The sequence below is a fragment of the Trinickia sp. genome, from assembly GCF_057351765.1.
Genome location: NZ_JBMRBK010000023.1, coordinates 18,026 through 37,579, shown reverse-complemented (window position 1 = coordinate 37,579; position 19,554 = coordinate 18,026). Strand labels below are relative to the sequence as shown.

General features: G+C 64.4%; 15 protein-coding genes and 2 tRNA genes. 5 read left to right on the top strand and 12 right to left on the bottom strand.

The annotated features are described in order from the left end of the window. The 9 genes from ACO1XS_RS05930 to def all read right to left on the bottom strand — a co-directional run bounded on the left by ACO1XS_RS05930 (position 1) and on the right by def (position 8,615). Positions 1–76 (bottom strand) — tRNA-Phe (locus ACO1XS_RS05930). Between the two features lie 60 nt (positions 77–136). Beyond that, entirely contained in the window at positions 137–826 is a 690-nt protein-coding gene (gene esaR / locus ACO1XS_RS05925) for a response regulator transcription factor EsaR (RefSeq protein ID WP_173255850.1), read from the bottom strand. Beyond that, a complete protein-coding gene (locus ACO1XS_RS05920) occupies positions 827–3,235 on the bottom strand; it encodes a sensor histidine kinase (RefSeq protein ID WP_486390216.1) in 2,409 nt (802 codons plus the stop codon). Then, positions 3,225–3,818, bottom strand: coding sequence for a DUF4390 domain-containing protein (locus ACO1XS_RS05915; RefSeq protein WP_440560187.1), 594 nt, complete (start codon positions 3,816–3,818; stop codon positions 3,225–3,227). Before ACO1XS_RS05915 ends, ACO1XS_RS05920 begins: the two co-directional genes overlap by 11 nt. After that, a complete protein-coding gene (rsmB, locus tag ACO1XS_RS05910; protein ID WP_486390215.1) occupies positions 3,815–5,251 on the bottom strand; it encodes a 16S rRNA (cytosine(967)-C(5))-methyltransferase RsmB in 1,437 nt (478 codons plus the stop codon). Before rsmB ends, ACO1XS_RS05915 begins: the two co-directional genes overlap by 4 nt. Positions 5,252–5,376: 125 nt before the next feature. After that, positions 5,377–6,234, bottom strand: a complete 858-nt coding sequence (gene htpX, locus ACO1XS_RS05905; protein WP_331571228.1) for a zinc metalloprotease HtpX — start codon at positions 6,232–6,234, stop codon at positions 5,377–5,379. A 135-nt stretch (positions 6,235–6,369) separates the two neighbouring features. Further along, the gene (locus ACO1XS_RS05900; protein WP_331571230.1) at positions 6,370–7,020 is read right to left on the bottom strand and encodes a LysE family translocator; all 651 of its coding nucleotides are present in this window, start codon (positions 7,018–7,020) and stop codon (positions 6,370–6,372) included. 78 nt (positions 7,021–7,098) lie between these two features. Then, positions 7,099–8,088, bottom strand: coding sequence for a methionyl-tRNA formyltransferase (gene fmt / locus ACO1XS_RS05895; RefSeq protein ID WP_486390214.1), 990 nt, complete (start codon positions 8,086–8,088; stop codon positions 7,099–7,101). Positions 8,089–8,111: 23 nt separating this feature from the next. Continuing rightward, complete coding sequence (gene def / locus ACO1XS_RS05890; RefSeq protein ID WP_331571234.1) at positions 8,112–8,615, bottom strand: peptide deformylase; 504 nt, start codon at positions 8,613–8,615, stop codon at positions 8,112–8,114. Between the two features lie 268 nt (positions 8,616–8,883). Between def and dprA the strand changes: the two genes are divergently transcribed. From dprA to ACO1XS_RS05875, 3 genes are all read left to right on the top strand, one after another. Next, positions 8,884–10,083: a DNA-processing protein DprA gene (gene dprA / locus ACO1XS_RS05885; protein ID WP_486390213.1), complete on the top strand. Its 1,200-nt coding sequence runs from the start codon at positions 8,884–8,886 to the stop codon at positions 10,081–10,083. A 109-nt stretch (positions 10,084–10,192) separates the two neighbouring features. Next, positions 10,193–10,570 (top strand): thioredoxin family protein, encoded by a 378-nt coding sequence (locus ACO1XS_RS05880; protein WP_440563711.1) that lies wholly within the window; start codon positions 10,193–10,195, stop codon positions 10,568–10,570. Between the two features lie 200 nt (positions 10,571–10,770). Beyond that, positions 10,771–13,443, top strand: a complete 2,673-nt coding sequence (locus ACO1XS_RS05875) for a DNA topoisomerase III (RefSeq protein ID WP_331571240.1) — start codon at positions 10,771–10,773, stop codon at positions 13,441–13,443. A 146-nt stretch (positions 13,444–13,589) separates the two neighbouring features. On the opposite strand, the gene ACO1XS_RS05870 is transcribed toward ACO1XS_RS05875, so the two are convergent. Both ACO1XS_RS05870 and ACO1XS_RS05865 read right to left on the bottom strand, forming a co-directional pair. Further along, positions 13,590–14,678 (bottom strand): LysR family transcriptional regulator, encoded by a 1,089-nt coding sequence (locus ACO1XS_RS05870; RefSeq protein ID WP_414720281.1) that lies wholly within the window; start codon positions 14,676–14,678, stop codon positions 13,590–13,592. 317 nt (positions 14,679–14,995) lie between these two features. Further along, positions 14,996–16,858 carry a phosphoenolpyruvate carboxykinase (GTP) gene (locus ACO1XS_RS05865; RefSeq protein WP_486390212.1) on the bottom strand — a complete coding sequence of 621 codons (1,863 nt, stop codon included), beginning with the start codon at positions 16,856–16,858 and terminating at the stop codon, positions 14,996–14,998. 310 nt (positions 16,859–17,168) lie between these two features. On the opposite strand from ACO1XS_RS05865, the gene ACO1XS_RS05860 reads away from it, so the two are divergent. Next, positions 17,169–18,182, top strand: coding sequence for a D-2-hydroxyacid dehydrogenase family protein (locus tag ACO1XS_RS05860; protein WP_331571244.1), 1,014 nt, complete (start codon positions 17,169–17,171; stop codon positions 18,180–18,182). A gap of 62 nt (positions 18,183–18,244) precedes the next feature. Here the strand turns inward: ACO1XS_RS05860 and ACO1XS_RS05855 are convergent, their stop codons facing one another. Continuing rightward, positions 18,245–19,126: a patatin-like phospholipase family protein gene (locus tag ACO1XS_RS05855; RefSeq protein ID WP_486390211.1), complete on the bottom strand. Its 882-nt coding sequence runs from the start codon at positions 19,124–19,126 to the stop codon at positions 18,245–18,247. 261 nt (positions 19,127–19,387) lie between these two features. Between ACO1XS_RS05855 and ACO1XS_RS05850 the strand changes: the two genes are divergently transcribed. Further along, positions 19,388–19,463, top strand: a tRNA-Lys gene (locus ACO1XS_RS05850). Positions 19,464–19,554 lie beyond the last annotated feature (91 nt).

The window sequence follows — 19,554 nt, the reverse complement described above, 5'->3', positions numbered from 1 at the left end:
TGGTGGCCTGGGGCGGAATCGAACCACCGACACGCGGATTTTCAATCCGCTGCTCTACCAACTGAGCTACCGGGCCACGAAGAAGCGAGAGTATATCAAGGACCTAGGGCGTGCTCAAGTGCTTTTGGAGCACCGCTCATTCGCCCTTGTTCTTGCCGAGATCGACACCGAGCTGCTTGAGCTTCCGGTAAAGATGCGTGCGCTCGAGCCCTGTCTTCTCGGCAACGCGCGTCATGCTGCCGTTCTCGCGCGCCAGATGGTATTCGAAGTAGGCGCGCTCGAACGCGTCACGCGCATCGCGCAGCGGAATATCGAACGAGATCGATGCGGTCTGCGCCACGGCGGCCGTGCCCGCCAGGTTGTCGGAAGCGAGGACGGGCAACGCGACGGCCGCCGCGACGGCGTTCGAAGGCCCCCCAGAGGCCGCCTTGGCAGCCGCCGCGGCCGCTGCCGGCAGCGCGGTGCCGCGCGCAAGCCCTTGCTCGACTGCTTTGAGCAGCTTTTGCAGCGCGATCGGTTTTTCGAGAAAGTTCAGCGCGCCGATTTTGGTGGCCTCGACCGCCGTATCGATCGTCGCATGCCCCGACATCATGATGACCGGCATCGTCAACAGGCCCTGCGCGGCCCACTCCTTGAGCAAGGTAACGCCGTCGGTGTCCGGCATCCAGATATCGAGCAGCACCAGATCGGGCGTCTGACGCAAGCGGTATTCGCGCGCGTACTGCGCGTTTTCCGCGACTTCCACGGCATGTCCCTCGTCGCTCAGGATTTCCGAGAGCAACTCCCGAATACCCATTTCGTCGTCTACCACCAGGATGGTCGCCATTTATGCTGCCCTTATCTGCGCTATTGCTTTTGTCGTTCCCGGCGATGCGCCTGAACGCGTTGCCGCCTGCCCCGATTCGAGCGGGGCGCTGTCGTCCGCCATTTGCAGGAACAAAATCGAGATCTGCGCACCTTCAACCGCCGCGTCTTTACCGCGATTGCGAATGTCGATGCGTGCACCGTGCTCGTCGACGATCTTCTTGACCATGGCGAGCCCGAGCCCCGTGCCTTTTGCCTTCGTCGTCACGTAAGGCTCGAACGCGCGCGTCAAGATGCGCGCGGGGAAGCCCGGTCCGTTGTCCGACACCGTCAGGCGCACGGCGACGCGCACTTTGCCCTGCGCGTCTGGATCGCCATATTCTACTGTCTTGGTTTCGAGCACGACACGCGGATTTTCAAGCTCGGCCACCGCGTCCTGCGCGTTTTGCAGCAGATTGTGTATGACTTGGCGCAGCTGCGTCGCATCGCCCTTGATAACCGGAAGATCGTGCATGTTCACGACGATCGGACTCTTGCCTTCCTCGATGCCGTATAACGCGAGCACTTCCGCAACGAGATCGTTGAGCTGCAAATTGACCAGCACCGCGGGCGGGGTGCGCGCGTAATCGCGGAAATTGTCGACCATCCGCTTCATCGCCGCCACCTGGTTGACGATCGTCGTCGCACCGCGCTTGAGCACATCCGCATCGTGCGGCGACAGCTTGTCCGCAAGCTTCATCTGCAGGCGCTCGGCCGACAGCTGGATCGGCGTCAACGGGTTCTTGATCTCGTGGGCGAGCCGCCGCGCCACCTCGCCCCAGGCGGCCGAGCGCTGCGCCGAGATCACGTCGGAGATGTCGTCGAATACCACGACATAGCCCGCCGTGCGACCCTCGTCCGGCACGCTGTCGACCGTGCCCGACATCAGGCGCGAACCGCGCACGAGCAGCGTGACAGGCTCGCTCTCGCCCGGCAATTGAACCGCGAACTGCTGCTGCCAATGCCCATCGTCGAGTTCGCCGTGATCGGCGGCGTCACGGTCCGCGAACGCCTTGCGCACCATTGCACCGAACTCGGCCGCCACACCGATGTGCTCGAGCGAGGCACCGAGCATCGACTGAAACGGCTGCCGGAAAATACGCTCGGCACCGCGATTGGCCGTCGTCAGCCGGAATTGCCGGTCGAGCACGAACACGCCCGCCGTGAGGTTCGCCAGAATGCGCTCGAGATAGGCCTTCGAATGCTCGAGCGCGATGCGGTTTCGTTCGACGGCCGCCCGTGCCTCGGAAAGCTGGCGCGTCATCGCATTGAACGACTGCGTCAGAAAGCCCAGCTCGTCGCGCGTCTTGATCTCGCGCTTGGGCGTGTAATCGCCCTCCGCCACCTCCTTCGTGCCCTGCGCGAGCAAAAAGAGCGGCCGGGCAAGCTGATTGCCGAGCGCGAGCGCCAGCATCATCGCGATGAACGTGGCGAGAAAAAGCGCGAGCGTCAGCGTGCCGATGTACATCTTGCGCAAGCCGGTGCGCCCGAGGGCCTTTTCCTGATACTCGCGATAGGCGCGCTGTACCGCATCGGCATTGCGGGCAAGCGTCGGCGAGACCGGCTGCGTGATCTGCAAAAAGCGCTCGGTCGGCTGCAACAGCGAGGTCGTCGCGTCGGGCACGCGCTCGACGACGCGCAAGCGCAGCGAGCCTTTGCTACCCGTCGCATGCGGATCGCCGTCGATCTCGCCCTCGATGGCCGCAAAGCCGCGCCCGCGCGCCTGATCGATCATGAGCGGGGTCGGCAGATCGTCCGGCACGAGCTTGGCGATGTTGTTCGACGCCTGCGCCAGCACATGCAGATCGGGCGAGGCGCCCACTCCGCGCGTCGTCTCGATCAGCATGGCCTCCTGCACGCCGAACTGATCGCGCAGCCGCAGCAGCGTGATCGTGGTGTTGGCAGGATTCGCGCTCGCGAGTTGCTCGGACATCAGACGCGCCTTGGTCTGCAGATCCGAGAGCGACGCGTCGAGCATGCCGCGCCCGAGATTGAGGCCTGAAGTCAGCGCGGTCTCGATGTTCACATCGAACCACGATTCGATGCTGCGCGAGACGAATTGATACGAAACGACGTAGATGATCCCGCCCGGCACGACGCCGACGAGTGCGAAGAAAATCGCGAGCTTCGCCAGCAGCCGCGTGCCGAACTTGCCTTTGCGCAGGCGCGCGAGAATCATCGCGACGAGTGCGACGACGACGAGCAGGAAGACGAGCGCGACCGCGATATTGGCCGCATAGAGCCACGAGTAATAGCGGTCGAAAAACTCGGTGTTCGCGCTCGCCGCCGCGAGCAGCACCAGCAGCAGCAGCGCGACGACGGCGACCGTCGCCACGAGCACGCGCAAGACGATGCTCTTCACATTCGCAATGCGGCGCACGCTACTTAGCATGTTCGTTCACCGTGAAAGTAAACCGCTTCCAGTCCGATGCCAGCGCCCAGTCGCGATTGTTCACCGCATCGACCTGAAACGGCTTCGGCATCAATGCGGTGTCGAGCTGCATGCGCACCGATGCCGTGTAGCTTTCGCCGGGCCGCACCTGCGTGCGATCGATCACGTGCCACGAGCTCACGTGTTTGATCACGGCGAGCGCATCGGCGAGCGAGGCGAAGCCGAGCTGCAGCCCGCCGCTCGAGACGCGATATTCGCGCGTGAGCGGCTGAAACGACAGCCGCAGCGTCTGCGATGCCGATACGGGCTGCTCGTCGAACCAATACCAGCGCGCACGCGTGAGGTCGAACTCGGTCGTGAAGTACAGCGGAATGCCTTTGTTGACGGCATCCTCGAGGCTGTTGTTGAGCTCGAACTCGAAACGGGCATCCAGGCTCCATCCCGTGCCGTCCGCCTGCAGCGACGCGCGCTGCACGGCGATGGAATCGGCGAACGCCGACGCCGCCGCGGCAACGCAAAGGGTCAGCCCGATCAGGAGCACGGCCACGAGCCGAAGCGGAAAAGAGCGTTTGCTGATCGTCACCGTTTCTGAAAGCGCGCGTAGAAAAAACCGTCGTGGTCGATGTCTGACCCGGTGCGCCCGGCGGCGCGCATTCCGGCCGATACGAGAGCGCCGGATGGAAGTGCCGCGCCGGCCGAGACCGGCGCCAGCTGCCCTGGCGCGTCCAATCGTACCGCATCTTGATGAACGCGTTCAAACCGTGCGGCCTGAGCCTCGCCTTCTTCCGGGAAGATCGAGCAGGTCACGTAAAGCAGCTCGCCGCCGGGCGCCACGAGCGGCCATAACGCATCGGCAATGCGCGCTTGCTCGGCCGCGAGCGCGGCGATGTCGCCCGGCCGGCGCAGCCAGCGAATGTCGGGATGACGCCGGACGATGCCCGAGGCCGAGCAGGGGACATCGGCGAGAATTCGGTCGAAAGGCCGTCCGTCGTGCCAGGCGTCCGGCGCGCCGGCATCGCCGATCCGCACCTCGGCTGAAAGCCGCAGCCTGTCGAGGTTTCCGACGATGCGCCCGGCGCGCGCTGCGTCGCTTTCAAGCGCAACGAGCGTCACATCGGCCAACTCGAGCAGGTGCCCTGTCTTGCCGCCCGGCGCGGCGCAGGCATCGAGCACACGCATGCCGTCGCGCACGCCGAGCCACTCGGCCGCCAGTTGCGCGCCCGCATCCTGTACCGAGACCACGCCGTGGGCGAAGCCGGGAATACGTTCGACCGGCATCGGCGACGCAAGCCTTACCGCGTACCGTCCGATGGCGGCCCCCTCGATCCCCGCCTCGCGCAGCGTTTGGAGATAGTCGTCGACCGTCGTGCGGCGCGCGTTCACGCGCAACGTCAGCGGCCCGGGCGCATTACCGCTGGCGAGGATGGCCTCCCATTGCGCCGGCCAGGCATGCCGAACCGCGTCGATCCACCAGCCCGGATAGTTCCAGCGCGCCACCGGGTCGGCCTGCGCGCTTTCGATGAGTGTCTCCCGCTCGCGCAGGAAGGTTCGCAGCACCGCGTTGACGAGTGCTTTCGCAAATGCGAGATCGCGCCGCGCACCGACGGCATGCACTGCCTGATCGACAACCGTATGCCCGGCATAGGCCGCGTTTGCCGCGTCGTCGATCAACAAGGCGAGCGCGCATACGAGCAGATTGCCGACATGCGGAGGCGGCGCCTTGCGCACGAGCCGCGCCACGATCCAATCCGCTGTGCCGAGGCGGCGCAACGTCCGGTAGGCGATGTCCTGGACCGCTTGGCGCGATAGCTCGGCTGCTGCCGGCGGGGAACTCGCGCGAACGGCAGCCAGCGCCGCGGGCAATGCGCGGCCGGCGCGCACCGCCGCCACCGCCTGCGCGGCGGCATCGAGCGCGAAGCCTAGCGAATCGGGCACGAGCGGCAGCGCCGGCAGACGCTTTTCACGGACGGCTCGCGGCGAGCCGTGCTGCCGGTGCGCTGAAGAGGATCGGGTCATGGAGACAACGGTGGAGCGAGGGCGCCACGTGACACCCTCGGCAGGACAAACGCAGCATTTTAGCGCGCTTGCCCGACGAGCTCGCCGCGCGATATGCGCGGCGGCCGCGCAGGAATCGCGGCGCGTCAGTCGTAGCGGCCCGTGCGCGCCATTTCCATCAGGCGCGCGATACGCTCCTCCGTCGCCGGGTGCGTGGAGAACAGATTCGCGATCCCACCGCCCGACAGCGGGTTGAGAATCATCATCTGGGCGGTCGTCGGATGAGCCTCGGCGGCCGCAAAAGGAATCCCCGCCGCATAACGGTGGATCTTGTCGAGCGCCGAAGCGAGCGCCTGCGGGTCACCCGAGAGCTCCGCGCCGCCGCGATCGGCTTCGAATTCGCGCGCGCGCGAGATGGCCATCTGAATCATGGCCGCAGCGATCGGCGCGAGCAAGGCAACGGCGATGCTGGCGATCGGGTTGGCGGGACGTCCTTGCTCGTCGCGCCCGCCGAAGAACATGGCGAAGTTGGCGAGTGCGGAGATGGCACCGGCCATCGTCGCCGAAATGGTCGAGATCAGAATGTCGCGATGCCTCACGTGCGACAACTCGTGCGCCATGACACCGCGCATCTCGCGCTCCGAGAGAACGCGCAAGATACCCGTCGTGGCAGCCACGGCCGCGTGTTCGGGATTGCGTCCCGTCGCGAAAGCGTTCGGCGCGTCTTCGTTGATCAGATAGACGCGCGGCATCGGCAAATTCGCCCGCGTCGCGAGTTCGCGCACCATTCGATAGAACTGCGGCGCACTGGTCTCGTCGACTTCCTGAGCGTTGTACATGCTGAGGACCATCTTGTCCGAGAACCAGTACGAAAAGAAATTCATCGCGAGTGCGATGACCAGCGCGATCGTCATGCCACGCGAGCCGCCGATCATGCCGCCGATCACGACGAACAGGGCCGTGATCGCCGCCATCAGCATTGCGGTTTTGACCCAGTTGAACATGAGCTCTCCTTTTCCCGTTTGCCTGGTGCCTGGGGAACCGCGCGGCGACAATACGCCCACGGCAGTCACCGATCGATTGTAAGCGATTCGTTAGCTTGCGGCGCGGGCAAAAAATTCAACCCCCGGCACGGAAAATCAACGCTGAGCCGTGGCGAGCTTCAGCCCGAGCCCGACGAACGCGCTGCCGACCACGCGGTCGAGCCACTTTTTCACGCCGGGCTTGCCGCCGAGACGCTCGGTCACGCTGCCCGCAACCCATGCAACGAAGCTGTTCCAGACGGTGCTCATGGCGACGAAAACCAGGCCGAGAAAGAGGAACGCCAGCGCCTTGGCGTCGCTATCGGCCGAGACGAATTGCGGAAAGAACGAAACGAAGAAAAGCACGACCTTGGGATTCAGCACGTTCGTCCAGAACCCTTGCACGAACAGCTGCCCGAGCGGCTTGCGCCCACCCGGGGCGCCCCGCGGCTGCTCGAGCTGCGCTTGCCGCGGTTCGCCACGCGACGCGAACAGCATGCGGGCGCCCAGATAGATCAGATAAATGGCGCCAACCAGCTTGATGACCGTGAAGGCGGTGGCTGAGGCGGCGAGCAGCGCCGTCAAGCCGAATGCGCACGCCAGCGAGTGCACGCAACAGCCAGCGGAGATACCCAGCGCGGAGACCAGCCCCGCGCTGCGCCCCTGCGCCACGCTGCGCCCGACGATGTACGCGGTGTCGGGGCCGGGCGTCACGTTCAGCAAGAAAACGGCTGCCAGGAAAAACGGAAAGTGAACGATGCCGAACATGCGCGAAATCTCCTGACCTCAAACTTCCAAAACCCGTGATTCGACAGACTGCCGAGCGCACGCGCGGCGCGGCAGTCTTCAGCTTTGCCGCGGCAACACGAACCGCTGCCCGGCCGCGAGCGCACTGCCGGCGAGAAATTCGCGCGCCGGCAGGCGTTTGCCGCCCGGCTTTTGCAGCTGCGTCAATTGCAGTGCGCCCTCGCCGCAGGCCACGACGATGCCGTCCGGCGACACCTCGACGATCGTACCCGGCGCGGCATCGGGCGCCCGCACCGCGGTGGGCTGCGCAGCCCAGACCTTCAGCACCGCGCCGTCCTCGAGCGTCGCCGCGCCACCCGGGAATGGGTCGAACGCGCGGATTTGCCGGGCCAGTGCGTCGGCCGGCCGACGCCAATCGAGCGCCGCTTCGTGCTTGCCGATCTTCTCCGCATAGGTGGCGCCCGCTTCCGGCTGAGGCGTCGCGGCAAGCGTGCCGTTGCGCTCGAGCTCGCCGAGCGCTTCGACGATCAACCGCGCACCCAGCGCGGCGAGCTTGTCGTGAAGCGTCGCCGTCGTGTCTTGCGGGTCGATCGGGACGCTGGCCGCGCGCAGCATCGCGCCCGTATCGAGTCCCGCATCCATCTGCATGAGCGTGATGCCCGTTTCGGTATCTCCGGCTTCGAGCGCCCGATGGATCGGCGCGGCGCCGCGCCACCGCGGGAGCAGCGAAGCGTGAATATTGATACAGCCGTGGCGCGGAATGTCGAGCACTTCCTGGGGCAGCAGCAACCCATAAGCGGCGACGACCATCACATCGTGCGGCGTTTCGCGCAGCGCATCGATGGCTGCGATCGCTTCGGCCGGATATTTGCCGTTACGGCGCAGCGAGGGTGGCTGGGCCACCGGCAAACCGTGCTCGAGGGCATAACGCTTGACAGCGCTTGCCTGCAGCTTCATTCCACGCCCGGCCGGGCGATCCGGCTGCGTTAGAACGAGCGCGATCGGAAACCCGGCCGCATCGATCGCGGCGAGCGCCGCGGCCGCGAATTCCGGCGTACCGGCAAAGATGACGCGCAGCGAATGTGTCATGGATTCCAACGGGGACGGGCCGCTCACATCGCGTGGGCGAGCTTTTTCATCTTTGTCTTGATGCGGGTTTGCTTGAGCGGCGAAAGGTACTCGACGAACACCCGCCCCATCAAGTGATCCATCTCGTGCTGAATGCAGACAGCCAGAAGACCTTCGCAATCGATCTCGAATGTCTCGCCACGCTCGTTGAGCGCGCGCACGCGAACCTTCTCGGCCCGCTCGACGCTGTCGTAGATACCCGGCACCGAGAGGCACCCCTCTTCGGCGAGCTTGCGCTCATCGCTGGACCAGACGATCTCGGGGTTGATGAACGCGCGCAGCTCGTCATGCGTCTCCGAGACATCGATGACGATGACGCGCTCGTGAACGTCCACCTGGGTTGCGGCGAGGCCCACGCCCGGGGCGGCATACATCGTTTCCGCCATATCGGCGACAAGCTTGCGGATGCGCTCGTCGACGTTCGCGACGGGCTTCGCGATCTTGTGCAGGCGTTTATCGGGGTAATGCAGGATGTTCAGCAATGCCATGGTCGGAAAGTTACTGGCGCTCGAGCAGCCACGCTTCAGTGGTGCCGCGCGCGAATCAACAATTGCCGTATGCGGCGATAGGCCGTTCGGCTGGCTTGTGCCGCCGTGCTCGCACATCGAAGATAGCGCGATGTCGTGCGTCGCTTCGCCGCGGGAATCAGAGCAGGCGAGCGTTCGCGCCGCGTTTACGAGGGCACGGGGGGCTTTTTCGGATGGTGAAAATTTTAACATGCCGCGGGGGTCTGCGCAGGCGGCCGGGGCGGGCGCGATGAAAGCGCTACCGATGACCGACGATGAACGGGCGGCGTGGTTGGCGTTGGCCGCCACCCGCAGTCTCACGCCCGCCGCGCTGCGGGCATTGCTTGCCGCCTTTGGAATGCCGCAGGCCTTACGCAGCCAATCGTTCGACGCGCTCGCGGCGGTCGGGGGCGAAGCCGCCGCGCGGGCCATCCTCGCACCGTTGCCCGCGGGCTGGGACGCGCAGGTGGTCCGCGTCGCGAGATGGTGCGAGCAGCCGGGCAACGCACTCGTCTCGCTCGCCGATCCCGCCTATCCGCCCGCGCTGCTCGCGATGCCCGATCCGCCGCCGCTGCTGTACGTCAAAGGGCAATTGGAACTGCTGCACGCGAGCGCGATCGCCCTCGTGGGCAGCCGCAACGCCACGCCGCAGGGGCTCGAAGACGCCGCGCAATTTGCCCGCGAGCTCGCGGCGGCGGGTCTCGTCATCGTATCCGGTCTCGCGCTCGGCATCGATGCGGCGGCGCACTGGGGCGCGCTCGAAGTCATGGGCCACACGGTGGCTGTCATCGGCACGGGTATCGACATCGTCTACCCCTTGGCACACCGCGAGCTTGCTCAACGGATCGCCTCGCACGGGGCGCTCGTCTCCGAATGGCCGCTCGGCACACCGGCTCGGCCTTCGCACTTTCCTCAGCGCAACCGGCTCATCGCCGGGCTCGCGAAAGGTGTCCTGATCGTCGAGGCAGCGCTTCGGTCCGGCTCACTCATCACCGCGCGGCTTGCCAACGAGATGGGGCGCGACGTCTTTGCGTTGCCTGGGTCCATCCATTCGCCGCTTTCGCGCGGCTGCCATCGCCTGATCAAGGAAGGCGCCCGGCTGACCGAGGAGCCCGCGGAGATTCTCGAGGAACTGGGGCTCGTCGGCATGGCCCGGTCTCACGCCGATGTTGCAGCCCCGGACTCCGGCGCGCCAGCGACACCGGCAGTCGCACCGGCAGCGCAGGCAGGCGCCGACGCGCGCACGGCGCCATCCTATGCGCAAGGCAGCGCCGCGGCACGCGTGATCGCGGCACTCGGCCACGCACCGGCCACCCTTGAAGTTCTCGCCAGACGCACCGACATGGGTGGCGCGGCATTGCAGGCCGCGCTGCTCGAACTCGAATTGGCCGGCCACGTGAATGCGCTGCCGGGTGGCCGCTTCACGCGTACGGCAACGCGCCGGGGCTAAAGCAGCGTGCGCGGGTCTGCAATTCGCGCCGGCAGGCCTCGACGCTGTACAACGGCCGCCGTGCTACATTCGCTCGAAACGCACTTCGACCGACACAGGAAGACCCAGCATGCCCGCGCTGAACCTCGATACCGACTCCGACCGGATCGCCGAGCGCGTCACCGACAGCGACACGCTTCTCGTCGCCTGCCTTTGCGCACAGTGGTGCGGCACGTGCCGCGATTACCAGGCCGAATTCGACCGCCTGGCCGAGGCGCACCCCGAGATCTGCTTCGTCTGGATCGACATCGAAACGCACGCGGATCGATTCGACGACCTCGACGTCGAAAACTTCCCGACGCTGCTGATCGAGGACGGCGTCACGACGCGCTTTTTCGGCACGGTACTGCCGCACATCGCGATCGCCGAGCGCCTGCTGTCGGATCTGACCGCGTTGCCGCCGGCAGTCGGGGCGCCCAAATTGAGGCCCGCACTCGTCGCGGCCTGACCCTTTTTGTTCTTCCCGCGCCGCGGTGCCCCGGCACGTGCGATGCTTGCGTTCCGCGTTTGCGCAGACTCTGGAAAAACCGGCTTGAAAACACAGGCCTTTTCCGATCGTGGGGCGCCTCGAGCGCGCCGTATGCTATAAAGCGGTCGTTAAAGGAACCACCATACGGGGATCGACCCCGGAGACTATTACATCCTGTCATGTCCAAAGCACTGATCATTGCGGAGAAGCCCTCTGTCGCGAACGACATCGCGCGAGCACTCGGCGGCTTCACCAAACATGACGAGTACTACGAAAGCGACGAGTACGTTCTCTCGTCGGCAGTCGGCCATCTGCTCGAGATCGCCGCGCCCGAGGAATACGAAGTCAAGCGGGGCAAATGGAGCTTTGCTCATCTGCCGGTCATTCCGCCGCACTTCGACCTCAATCCGATCGCCAAGAGCGAATCGCGGCTCAAGGTGCTGACCCGGTTGATCAAGCGCAAGGATATCGACCGCCTCATCAACGCATGCGACGCGGGCCGCGAAGGCGAGTTGATCTTCCGTCTGATCGCCCAGCACGCGAAAGCGAAACAACCCGTTCAGCGGCTGTGGCTGCAATCTATGACGCCGGCCGCGATTCGCGAAGGTTTCGCGCACTTGCGCAGCGATGGCGACATGCAGCCGCTGGCGGATGCCGCCCGGTGCCGCTCCGAGGCTGACTGGCTCGTCGGCATCAATGGCACGCGCGCGATGACGGCATTCAACAGCAAGGGCGGCGGCTTTTTCCTGACCACTGTCGGGCGCGTGCAGACGCCGACACTGTCGATCGTCGTCGAGCGCGAGGAGAAAATCCGGCGCTTCGTGCCCCGCGATTACTGGGAGGTTCGCGCCGAGTTCGTCTGCGCGGGCGGTTTTTACGAAGGGCGGTGGTTCGATCCGAAATTCAAGCGCGACGAATTCGACCCGGAGAAACGCGATTCGCGGCTCTGGAGTCCGGCCGCCGCCGAGACGGTCGTGGCGGCCTGCCGCGATCAGATCGGTGTCGTCAGCGAGGAGTCGAAGCCTTCGACGCAGCTCTCGCCGCTGCTGTTCGATTTGACGAGCCTGCAGCGCGAGGCGAACGGACGTTTCGGCTTTTCGGCGAAGAACACGCTCGGGCTCGCGCAAGCGCTCTATGAAAAGCACAAGGTGCTCACTTACCCGCGAACCGATGCGCGCGCGCTGCCGGAAGACTATCTCGGCACCGTGACGAGCACGCTCGAGATGCTGAAGGAAAGCAACAACTACCTTCCGTTTGCGAAACAGGTGCTCGACAAGAACTGGGTCAAGCCCAACAAGCGGATCTTCGACAACTCGAAGATCAGCGATCACTTCGCCATCATTCCGACGCTGCAGGCTCCGAAGGCACTGTCCGAGCCCGAGCAGAAACTTTACGATCTCGTCGTCAAGCGCTTTCTGGCCGTGTTCTTTCCGGCAGCCGAATATCGCGTGACGACGCGCATCACCGAGGTGGTTGGCCACCACTTCAAGACCGAGGGCAAGGTTCTCGTGGAAGCGGGCTGGCTGCAAGTCTATGGGCGCGAGACGGGTGGCGAGGAAGCCAACCTCGTGCCGGTACAGAAGGACGAGAAGGTCAAGACCGACAAGATTGCCGCCCATGAGCTGACCACGAAACCACCGGCGCGCTACAACGAAGCGACGCTGCTGTCGGCCATGGAAGGTGCGGGCAAGCTCGTCGAAGACGACGAGTTGCGCGAAGCGATGGCCGCCAAAGGGTTGGGCACGCCGGCCACGCGCGCGGCCATCATCGAAGGGCTGCTCGGTGAGAAATATCTGGTGCGCGAGGGGCGCGAGCTCATCCCCACCGCCAAGGCATTCCAGCTCATGACGCTGCTGCGCGGGCTGGGCGTGAAAGAGCTCACCGCCCCCGAGCTCACCGGCGAATGGGAGCACAAGCTGGCGCAGATGGAGCGCGGCAAGCTTGCGCGCGACGCCTTCATGCAGGAAATCGCGCGCATGACGCAAACGATCGTCAAACGGGCGAAGGAATACGATTCCGATACGATCCCGGGCGATTACGCGACGTTGACGACGCCCTGCCCGAACTGCGGCGGCCAGGTAAAGGAAAACTACCGGCGGTTCGCTTGCACACAATGCGAGTTCTCGATTTCGAAGATTCCGGGCAGCCGCCAATTCGAGATCGACGAAGTCGAAACGCTGCTCGCCAAGAAAGAGATCGGGCCGCTCTCCGGTTTCCGCAGCAAGATGGGCCGGCCTTTCTCGGCCATTCTCAAGCTGACGTTCGATGACGAAATCAAGAACTACAAGCTCGAGTTCGATTTCGGTCAGGATCAGGGCGGCGAGGACGGCGAGGCACCGGACTTCTCGGAACAGGAAGCCGTCGGCGCATGTCCGAAATGCCATGCGCGCGTCTTCGAGCACGGCATGAGCTACGTGTGCGAGAACTCGGTCGCCGTGCCGAAGACCTGCGATTTCCGCTCCGGCAAAGTCATCTTGCAGCAGGAGATCGCGCGTGAGCAGATGGCGAAGCTGCTCGAGGCGGGCCGCACCGATTTACTGACCGGCTTCAAGTCGTCGCGCACCGGACGCAACTTCAAGGCGTATCTCGTCAAGCAGAGCGACGGCAAGATCGGCTTCGAGTTCGAGAAGAAGGAGCCCTCGGCCAAGACGGCGGCCAAATCGAGCGCTCGCACCGCGGCTGCCTCGGCCGCCGCGTCTGATGCGGCGGCGGACGAGGCGGGCGACACGACCGTGGCGACGGCCCGTAAGACAACGGCTAAGACAGCAACCAAGACGGCCGCAAAGACAGCCGCCAAGCCGGCAGCGAAGGCTCCGGCCAAGAAGGCTGCCGCCAGAAAAGTCGGCGCGTGAGCACGTAGCCGCTACGAGCCGCGGCGGCGCGCCTCGGCGTTAGCTCTATCGGCCGGAATGCCTGCCTCGGCAGACGTTCCGGGCCTTACAGCGCTGTGCGACGGCGCGCAGGGGCCGCCGTCGGCCGTCCCCGCACCCCATTCATTTCAGAGCGGCGTTGGCGTACTCATGCGCGAGCGGCCCGCGCGGGGCACTTTCGCGAGGGTACCGTCGTGGCGAGCCCCGGCGTACCGCTTTTCCCCGTCCTCGAGCGGCTGCGCTGTTTCGTGCTCTTGCGCGGCCACCGGAGCCGGAGCCGGCAGCGCCGTGCCGTCCTTGAGCCACAGTTCGCCCAGCGTGCCGTTCGGCGTCTGGCTGAAGTGCTCGACGAGATGGTCGATGAAAGTCCGCACCTTGGCCGGCAAATGGCGCCGGCTCGGATAGCCGATGTTCACCTCGACCTGCGGCAGCCGATAGTCCGACAGCACGCGCACCAGGTTGCCGCGCGTCGCGTCGCTACCGATCAGGTAACTCGGCAAAATCGCGACACCCATGCCGAGCAGCGCGAATTGACGCAGCATTTCGGTGTTGTTCGCCACGATCACGTTCGACGGACGCACGCGCACCTCGCCCTCGGGGCCCGTGAATACACGTTCGTCTCCCCAATATTCCGAGGGCAGGCTAAGGCAGGCGTGATCGGCCAGTTGCTCGGGCCGTGTCGGCGTTCCGTGCTTCTCGAGGTACGCGGGCGTGGCGCAAACGATCATGCAGCCGGTCGTCAGGCGGCGCGTGACGATGCTCGCGCTGCGCATTTTCTGGGCGATGACGATGCCGACGTCGAAGCCTTCTTCGACAAGATCGACACCCCGGTCGACGAGCGTCAGATCGGGAAGTACTTTCGGGTAGCGTTGGACATAGGTCTGGAGCACCGGCGCGAGGTTGTGCAGCCCGAAAACGACGGGCGCCACGATGCGCAGGGTGCCGACCGGCTCATGGTTGCGGGCGACAACCATTTGCTCGACGTCTTCGAGTTCGTCGAGGATTTGTCTGGCGCGTTCGAGATAGACCTGGCCCGATTCGGTCAACGAGAGGCTGCGGGTGGTGCGATTGAGCAACCGCGTGCCGAGCCTGGCCTCCAGGTCGGCGACATGGCGCGTGGCAACGGCGTTGGAGATATCCATCGCGCCTGCCGCGCGAGCAAAACTGCCGAGATCCGCCACTTTCACGAACACACGCATCGACTGCAAATGATCCATTGACGACTCCTGCCGCTGTGATTACTCAGAAAAAAAATTCCGAGCCAATTCGTAATTGTCCTACGACTCCGAAAACAGCGCAGAGTTGCTTCGCATCGCCGAATTTTCGAGACTAAAATCGCGACGGATCACATTAGCGGGGAAAAGGCGACGCTCAGCATGCGTAATACGTAAAAGAATCGCCCCGAGCCGGCGATTCCCTACGTACAAGCTGTCGAAGCGGTCGGATTGAACTGGAGCCAGCGAAGGCCGGCCCACGCGGGGCACGGGGCACGGCGCGGGAATGATCGAATCCCCGCGCCGTCGAAAGGTCGTCGTCAGGAGGCCGCGAGCCGGCTTTCGATGCCCGCCTTCGTGCGAGTCAGCGCATCGGGCAAGCCATGACGGAGTTTTTCGAAGAGTTCGGCATGCAACGCGAGCTCGTCACGCCAGGCCGCATCGTCGATCGAGATCACCTGCTCGAACTGCTCGCGCGTGAAACCGAGGTTCGTCCAGTCGATATCCTCGTAGCGCGGCGAGATGCCGAACGCGTGCTCCACGCCCTCGGCCTGGCCTTCGATGCGGCCGATCATCCAGCGCAGCACGCGCATGTTTTCGCCGAAGCCCGGCCAGACGAACTTGCCGTCGGGGCCCTTTCGGAACCAGTTGACGCAGAAAATCTTCGGCACCTTGCCGCCGAGCGACTCGATGCGTTCGCCCACGCCCAGCCAATGGCCGAAGTAATCGGCCATGTTGTAGCCGCAAAACGGCAGCATCGCGAACGGATCGCGCCTCACCACGCCTTGCTGTCCTGCCGCCGCGGCCGTCGTTTCCGAACCCATCGTCGCGGCCATATAGACGCCTTCGACCCAGTTGCGCGCCTCGGTCACGAGCGGCACCGTACTCGAACGGCGGCCACCAAAAATGAAGGCATCGATCGGCACCCCGGTGGGATTCTCCCAATCGGGATCGACCGAGGGACACTGCGCCGCGGGTGCGGTGAAGCGCGCGTTCGGGTGAGCCGCCTTGCGCCCTGTCTCCTTGGCGATCGCGGGCGTCCAGTCCTGTCCTTGCCAGTCGATGAGATGCGCAGGCGGCGTATCGGTCATGCCCTCCCACCAGACGTCGCCATCGTCGGTCAGCGCCACGTTCGTGAAGATGACGTTGCCCTTGAGCGTCGCCATGGCGTTGTAATTGGTTTTCTCGCTCGTGCCGGGCGCCACGCCGAAATAGCCCGCTTCAGGGTTGATGGCGTAAAGGCGGCCGTCCTTGCCGGGCTTGATCCAGGCGATATCGTCGCCGATCGTCGAGATCGACCAGCCGCTCATGCTGGGCGGCGGGATCAGCATCGCGAAGTTCGTCTTGCCGCAGGCCGACGGAAACGCCGCCGCCACGCGGTACTTCCGCCCCTCGGGCGAGGTGACCGTGAGAATCAGCATATGTTCGGCAAGCCATCCTTCGGAGCGGCCCATCGTCGATGCGATGCGCAGCGCGAAGCATTTCTTGCCCAGCAGCGCATTGCCACCATAGCCGGAGCCGAAGCTCCAGATCTCGCGCCTTTCCGGAAAATGCACGATGTATTTGGTGTCGTTGCACGGCCATGGAACGTCGGGGGTGCCGTCGACGCGCGGCGCGCCGACCGAATGCACGCAAGGCACGAAGCTGCCATCCGTGCCGAGCACTTCGTACACCCGCCGCCCCATGCGCGTCATGATTCTCATGTTGACTACGACATAGGGGCTATCCGTGAGCTCGATGCCGATGTGCGCGATGGGCGAGCCGAGCGGCCCCATCGAGAACGGCACGACATACATCGTCCGCCCGCGCATCGCGCCGTCGAACAAGCCGTCGAGCTTCGTGCGCATTTCTTGCGGATCGAGCCAGTTGTTGGTCGGCCCGGCGTCTTCGCGGCGCTCCGAGCAAATGAAGGTGCGGTCTTCGACGCGAGCGACATCCGAGGGTGCCGAGCAGGCGAGATAGGAGTTGGGCCGTTTGGAGGGGTTCAGGCGCTTGAGCGTTCCCGCCTGGACCATTTCGTCGCAAAGACGGTCATACTCTTCCTGCGAGCCGTCGCACCAGACGATGCGCGCGGGCTTCGTCAACGCCGCGACGCGCTCGACCCATTCGAGCAACTTGCGATGTCTGACGTATGCCGGCGCTTCGATAGTCGGGGCGCCCGCCGGGGCAGATGATTGATTCATCGAGCTTGTCTCCGTTTTATGTTCGTTGAAGGGAAACGGTGGGCTCGCTGACGCTGCATGCGAGAGGCATGTGCGCAGACCTACGTCGCGCGGGCGCCGGTGGGACGGCGCGTCAGGAGCATCGCAGCTTGCGCGTCGCCGCCGCAAGCTGCTAAATAGGAACGGTCCTGCCTATCGAAGGAGGCATTCAGCATCGTAGCCCAAGCCGGTGCATGGTTCATGCCAGCTCCTTTTTTTCGATGGGTGGAACCGGGAAGGATATCACCGCGTCTATTGCGTTCATCGTGCGCTGCAAAACCAAACTTGCCCTATGAAAATTGCCATACTCGACGACTACCAGGATGCAGTTCGTAAACTCGATTGCTTTCAAATGCTTGCGAACCACGAGGTCAAGGTGTTCAACAACACCGTGCGCGGCCTCGGGCAGTTGGCAAGCCGTCTGGCGGAAGTCGACGCGCTCGTGCTCATTCGCGAGCGTACGCGTGTGACCTCGCAATTGCTCGACAAGTGCCCGCATCTGCGGATGATCAGTCAAACGGGCAAGGTATCGAGCCATATCGATCTCGATGCCTGTACCGAGCGCGGCATTGCGGTGCTCGAGGGCGTCGGCTCGCCCACCGCGCCGGCCGAGTTGACCTGGGCGCTCATCATGGCCGCGCAGCGGCGCATCCCGCAATACGTTGCGAATTTGAAGCAGGGCGCGTGGCAGCAGTCGGGATTGAAAACCTCGGCTCTGCCGCCGAACTTCGGCCTCGGACAGTTGCTGCACGGGCATACGCTGGGCATTTGGGGCTATGGGAAGGTCGGGCGGCTCGTAGCGGGCTATGGAAAGGCGTTCGGCATGCGGGTGTTGGTCTGGGGGCGCGAGCACTCGCTCGAAGCCGCGAAAGCCGACGGCTATGAGGCGGCCGAAAGCCGCGAGGCCTTCTTCGAACAGAGCGATGTCCTGTCGATCCACCTCCGGCTGCACGACGACACCCGCGGCATCGTCAAACAAGCCGATCTGTTGCGCATGAAGCCAACGGCGCTTTTCGTCAACACGAGCCGCGCCGAGTTGCTCGAGGAGAACGCGCTCGTCAACGCGCTCTCGCATAACCGGCCGGGGATGGTTGCGATCGATGTTTATGAGAGCGAGCCGATCCTTCAGGGTTATGGGCTGCTACGGATGGAGAACGTGATCTGCACGCCGCACATCGGGTATGTCGAGCGCGAGAGCTACGAGCTCTACTTCAGTGCCGCCTTCAAGAACATCCTTGCGTTCGACGATGGCGACGTCTCGAGTGTCGCCAATCCGGATGCGTTGTCGGTCGTCAAGCGCCGTTGAGCGAAGGCGCGCGTGTCGGTTTGGCTCGCGCGGCATGCGCGTTTGCGTGCTCGAAGCGGACATCATGCGGCCGCGTCGACGGCACCTTCGGCGTGGTCGAGTTGCGGCAGGCGGCGCAAGAACGCCTCGCCATCGCGCCGGCCGAGTTCGTAGGCAGGGCGCATCAGTGCGGGCTGAGTGTAATCCCAGCTCGAGATCGGTACTTTGCTCGATGGCTGCACGTAAAGACGCCGCTGTTCGCCGTGCGCGACGACGAACATCTGTGGGCGTGGATAGCGGCGTGTCACCATGACGAGCACACGTCCCGCCGAGGAGTCGAGCGCGTCGACCGGGACATTGTCGACCATGCCGCCGTCGAGCACGGGCTTGCCATCGCGACGCAACACGGGCGTGAAGGGCGGTGTGCAGGACGACTGGAGAATCAGGTCCGCGAGCGCATCGACACTCGCGCAGTCCTGCGCGCGCACGTACTCCGGCCGGAAGCCAAGCGTGCGGCCCAGCGTCGGATGCAATGTCTTGCGCACGTGTTTTTCGATGTTGTAGGCGATGAGTCCCGCTGCGACCGATACGTGTGCGCCGAGCCAGCGCGGTATGTGTGAGACGCCGATGCGGATCTCGGGCGCGCTGGCCAGTTCGGCGAACGATTCGCCATATATGTCGAGCAAGGCCTGGCGGTAGATTCGATAGTGCGGAAAGACCGATGCGCCGCGGCGCAAGAGATTGCCCCAATAGGCGTTTTTCGTGGTGCCGCGTAGCACGTCTTCGTAATAGCGCATGACCCAATGTGAATTTCGGGTGTAGAGCATGCAGGCGGTGGCGGCACCAGCCGAAATCCCGGCAATGACGCGCGGCTTCAACCCGAGTTCGGGCTGCACGACTTCCCAGAATCCGGCCTGCCACCAGCAGCGGTTGCCGCCGCCGGCGAAGACGACTTGATCGAACATGTTCGGGTGGTTTTTGAGGGTTTTGCGGATTTTTGGGCGGACTGTGCAGCGGGCCGCGGGAGGGAGGCTGCGCAAGGCGTCATGATACTGGCCGCCGTTGTCCGGAATCAAAGAGGGAGTGCTCGGGAAGATGCGGGCCATGGAGCCAGGGCTCGTGACGCTGGGAGAGGGTCCTCGGGTACCGGCCGCGGATTTTTTTGCGAGAAATGCGTACCGGCACTAGCCAAGCAAGAAAAAGTCCTGCATAATTGACGATCTGTTGGGGCGTTAGCTCAGTTGGTAGAGCAGCGGACTCTTAATCCGTAGGTCGAGTGTTCGAGTCACTCACGCCCCACCACTGAATTCTGTAGTTGAAAATCAAGCACTCGCGAGCGATCGCGGTGCTTTTTTTTCGTCTGTAGCTAGCGCGTGGCGGCGTCAAAAACTGG

Excerpts from the sequence above, each read along its gene's own strand:
- esaR (WP_173255850.1), bottom strand. The coding sequence starts at position 826 with ATGGCGACCATCCTGGTGGTAGACGACGAAATGGGTATTCGGGAGTTG.
- ACO1XS_RS05920 (WP_486390216.1), bottom strand. The coding sequence starts at position 3,235 with ATGCTAAGTAGCGTGCGCCGCATTGCGAATGTGAAGAGCATCGTCTTG.
- rsmB (WP_486390215.1), bottom strand. The coding sequence starts at position 5,251 with ATGACCCGATCCTCTTCAGCGCACCGGCAGCACGGCTCGCCGCGAGCC.
- htpX (WP_331571228.1), bottom strand. The coding sequence starts at position 6,234 with ATGTTCAACTGGGTCAAAACCGCAATGCTGATGGCGGCGATCACGGCC.
- ACO1XS_RS05900 (WP_331571230.1), bottom strand. The coding sequence starts at position 7,020 with ATGTTCGGCATCGTTCACTTTCCGTTTTTCCTGGCAGCCGTTTTCTTG.
- fmt (WP_486390214.1), bottom strand. The coding sequence starts at position 8,088 with ATGACACATTCGCTGCGCGTCATCTTTGCCGGTACGCCGGAATTCGCG.
- def (WP_331571234.1), bottom strand. The coding sequence starts at position 8,615 with ATGGCATTGCTGAACATCCTGCATTACCCCGATAAACGCCTGCACAAG.
- dprA (WP_486390213.1), top strand. The coding sequence starts at position 8,884 with ATGAAAGCGCTACCGATGACCGACGATGAACGGGCGGCGTGGTTGGCG.
- ACO1XS_RS05880 (WP_440563711.1), top strand. The coding sequence starts at position 10,193 with ATGCCCGCGCTGAACCTCGATACCGACTCCGACCGGATCGCCGAGCGC.
- ACO1XS_RS05875 (WP_331571240.1), top strand. The coding sequence starts at position 10,771 with ATGTCCAAAGCACTGATCATTGCGGAGAAGCCCTCTGTCGCGAACGAC.
- ACO1XS_RS05870 (WP_414720281.1), bottom strand. The coding sequence starts at position 14,678 with ATGGATCATTTGCAGTCGATGCGTGTGTTCGTGAAAGTGGCGGATCTC.
- ACO1XS_RS05865 (WP_486390212.1), bottom strand. The coding sequence starts at position 16,858 with ATGAATCAATCATCTGCCCCGGCGGGCGCCCCGACTATCGAAGCGCCG.
- ACO1XS_RS05860 (WP_331571244.1), top strand. The coding sequence starts at position 17,169 with ATGAAAATTGCCATACTCGACGACTACCAGGATGCAGTTCGTAAACTC.
- ACO1XS_RS05855 (WP_486390211.1), bottom strand. The coding sequence starts at position 19,126 with ATGTTCGATCAAGTCGTCTTCGCCGGCGGCGGCAACCGCTGCTGGTGG.